The sequence below is a fragment of the Neobacillus drentensis genome (assembly GCF_036962765.1).
GTDB lineage: Bacteria > Bacillota > Bacilli > Bacillales > Cytobacillaceae > Neobacillus > Neobacillus drentensis_C.
The window spans coordinates 26,459-29,460 of sequence record NZ_JBALOS010000031.1 but is presented as its reverse complement, the minus strand read 5'-3'; the positions used below and the strand labels follow the sequence as shown (position 1 = coordinate 29,460).

General features: G+C 37.2%; 4 protein-coding genes. All 4 read right to left on the bottom strand.

The annotated features are described in order from the left end of the window. Positions 1–174: 174 nt before the first annotated feature. The 4 genes from V7137_RS05400 to V7137_RS05385 all read right to left on the bottom strand — a co-directional run bounded on the left by V7137_RS05400 (position 175) and on the right by V7137_RS05385 (position 2,700). Entirely contained in the window at positions 175–1,299 is a 1,125-nt protein-coding gene (locus V7137_RS05400) for an NADH-dependent flavin oxidoreductase (RefSeq protein ID WP_335697108.1), read from the bottom strand. A gap of 113 nt (positions 1,300–1,412) precedes the next feature. After that, on the bottom strand, positions 1,413–1,727 hold the full coding sequence (trxA, locus tag V7137_RS05395; RefSeq protein ID WP_335697107.1) for a thioredoxin: 315 nt from the start codon (positions 1,725–1,727) through the stop codon (positions 1,413–1,415). 71 nt (positions 1,728–1,798) lie between these two features. Then, positions 1,799–2,185 carry an IDEAL domain-containing protein gene (locus V7137_RS05390; RefSeq protein WP_335697106.1) on the bottom strand — a complete coding sequence of 129 codons (387 nt, stop codon included), beginning with the start codon at positions 2,183–2,185 and terminating at the stop codon, positions 1,799–1,801. 95 nt (positions 2,186–2,280) lie between these two features. Beyond that, positions 2,281–2,700 (bottom strand): RrF2 family transcriptional regulator, encoded by a 420-nt coding sequence (locus tag V7137_RS05385; RefSeq protein WP_335697105.1) that lies wholly within the window; start codon positions 2,698–2,700, stop codon positions 2,281–2,283. Between the last annotated feature and the right edge of the window lie 302 nt (positions 2,701–3,002).

Below are 3,002 nucleotides of genomic sequence, written 5' to 3'. Positions count from 1 at the left end.
GTCCTTACCTTACCTAACATAAAAAAGGTAAAAAATGACACAAGAAAAATCCTTGTGTCATTTTTGTTTTTTGTCTCCCAATAAGAAGGAATCAAAAGAAAAAATTAATAGATGTATATTACAGTACTATAACGTACCAGTACAAAGTATTTTTGTCCTGTTAAATCAACTGATCTATTCTACTCCCGGAAACCATCCAGGCGAATGAATAATTGCCTGCCATAGGGGATCTGGTACTTCCAGCACGTGCTGATGATCCTTGTTTATTTTGGTGACAATATCAGATTCTCTACCTTGTTCCACTTTTTGCACCCACTCAGGATCAATAATTAGTTCACGTCCCAGTGCGATTAATGGGACTCCCGTTTCCAATGCTTTTAAGGCATCATCAGCTGAATAAATCGAACCGACACCGATTACTGGCACTCGGTCTCCTACACGCTCTTGAATGATTTCAATTCGTGAACGTGTATCCTCAACTCCACGTTTAGGTGTTGACCTGAAATCCAGCAAAGAAACATGGAGATAATCAAGGTCTTTTTCTGCAAGTGCATCTATTAGTGCTAATGTGTCAGCCATCGTGATTCCAGGTGTTTCAGGTTCCTCAGGTGAAAAACGGTATCCAACCAAGAAAGGCTCCTTCCCATATTCAGCAACCACTCTCTTTACTTCATCAACAACCGCCAACGGAAAAGTTAGACGTTTTTCAAGAGTGCCACCCCATAGGTCATCACGACGATTAGAATGAGGGGAAAAGAATTGCTGAATCAGGTATCCATTGGCTCCATGTAATTCAACTCCGTCATAACCTGCTTCAATTGCTCGTCGAGTTGTTTCTCCAAAATCGCGAATAATAGATTCAATCTCTTCTTCAGTCAATGCTCGGGGAACGGGTTTTCCTTCACCTTCTGAAGGAATTGCACTAGCACTTACCACATCACCATCCACTAATTCAGGTGGAACTTGGCGGCCGCCATGGAAGATTTGCAATATCGCTTTCGCACCCTTAGCTTTAATCGCTGATGCTAGTCGACTCAAACTTGGTATCATTTCATCACGGTCTCCACCAAATTCACCATGAAATCCTTTACCATTCATTGTCACATAGGTACATGCTGTAATGACCATCCCAACGCCATTGGAACGTCGTTCATAATACTTGACTTCCGCATCTGAGACGGTCCCGTCAGGATTTGATGAGAAATTTGTCATCGGTGCCATGACAATGCGATTTTTTAATTGAATCCCCTTTCCTATCGTAAATGATTTAAATAATGGTGCATATTTTACATTCATCATGTCTTTACTCCTCCAGCTTTTTCATTTAGATAACACAGGCAAAAAAGTACTTTGCCCACTCTACAACTTCATCCAATCTTTTAGCGTTTCGTTCAAAGCTAATTCTTTCAGTATTAAGAGTGCTTTAAAATTAATTCTGTCAAAGCTTCTTTTGGCTGGAAGCCAATAACCTTATCTACTTCAACACCGTCTTTGAAAAGAATCAACGTTGGAATGCTCATGACACCAAATGATCTTGTTGTTTCTGGGTTCTCATCTACATTAAGTTTGATAATCCCAACTTTGTCACCAATTTCAGCATCGATTTCCTCCAACACAGGTGCAATCATTTTACAAGGGCCGCACCATGGAGCCCAAAAATCTACTAACACCAATCCATCCTTCATTTCAGCAGCAAAAGTTTGATCTGTTACGTGTGAAATTGCCATTATTTTTTTCCTCCAATATAATTTTAATATTTTAAAAAACTTTATTGTTCTCTCAGACAAATGTATGAAAACTACCTTTTTGCATCAAAATTCCTCATTCTGTTTCCACTGATTAGAAATTCAGATTTTTTGATAGGCACTTCTTTAATTTTTTTTATAGATACTAATTTCGCCGATAATTCCTTAAACCACTGCTCATCTTTAAATAGTAAAGCCAAATCTATTAAAGCTAAGAGCTCACTTTCATTTCTACCAGTTGTCTCAGGCAGCTTTTCAGCCCGTTTATTTACAATCCAAATCGATTTTCCAATCGAATTTTCATTGTCACTTTCGACCACATTTACTTGTAGCATTCCTTTGTGACTGTCTACGGTTTCAACATACCCGTGAATCAGTTCTCCATCTCTGGACCTACCCTGTACCCAATCCCCATTTTCAAATCGATTTTTATCGGCCATCGTCCCTTACACCCCTTAAATGTTATTAAAAAAGTTACAGTTTGGTTTTTAAAAAAAGTATATCATCTATATNNTAATTAAAAGAAAAAACTAAATCATGGACAATGTTTAATTTTTTCTAAAACACTACTAAGGGTAATATTCTCTAAATATTTTTCAAAATACAATTCAGCATCATTGAAAATTTGATCCATAACCACCTGGGTATTTGACGATATAACACATTTTTGCTCAGGATCTCCTGTGCACCAGTTTGGTTTTAAGCTTCCGCGTGAAACTGTACGATAAATATCTGCCAATGATACCTCTTGAGAGTTACAGTCGAGAATATAGCCACCGCCAATACCTTCTTTTGTCTTAACAAATCCATGATTGCGCAAACAGCTCATGATCTTGCGAATCCGTGCCGCGTTGGTACAAACATTGGTAGCGATTGACTCACTGCTTGCCATATGATCTGGTAAATAAGCTAAATAGACTAAACTATGGACGGCTATCGTAAAATCACTATTCACTTTGATGCTTCCTCCTCAAGAAGATTAATGTAATTTTAATATTTACAGTTTATAAAGTCAACAAAAAATAACTCAATATTAATAATTCCACTATAGCCGATAATTTAATTTTAACAAATATTAATTCAATCAAAACGTTTTATTTTGAGACACTAAGAACACCTGTTAATACGAAATTTGATAAAAAATGGAGGAGTCAGGTTATCGGTTTGAACGCCGGCTCCGTTCATTAGATGTTACCAATTTATGTACTGGTTGTTAAATCTTGTGTTTTTTACCAATATTCCTAGATTGGCAAAAAT

Coding starts and splice junctions, on each gene's coding strand:
- trxA (WP_335697107.1), bottom strand. CDS start 1,727: ATGGCAATTTCACACGTAACAGATCAAACTTTTGCTGCTGAAATGAAG.
- V7137_RS05400 (WP_335697108.1), bottom strand. CDS start 1,299: ATGATGAATGTAAAATATGCACCATTATTTAAATCATTTACGATAGGA.
- V7137_RS05390 (WP_335697106.1), bottom strand. CDS start 2,185: ATGGCCGATAAAAATCGATTTGAAAATGGGGATTGGGTACAGGGTAGG.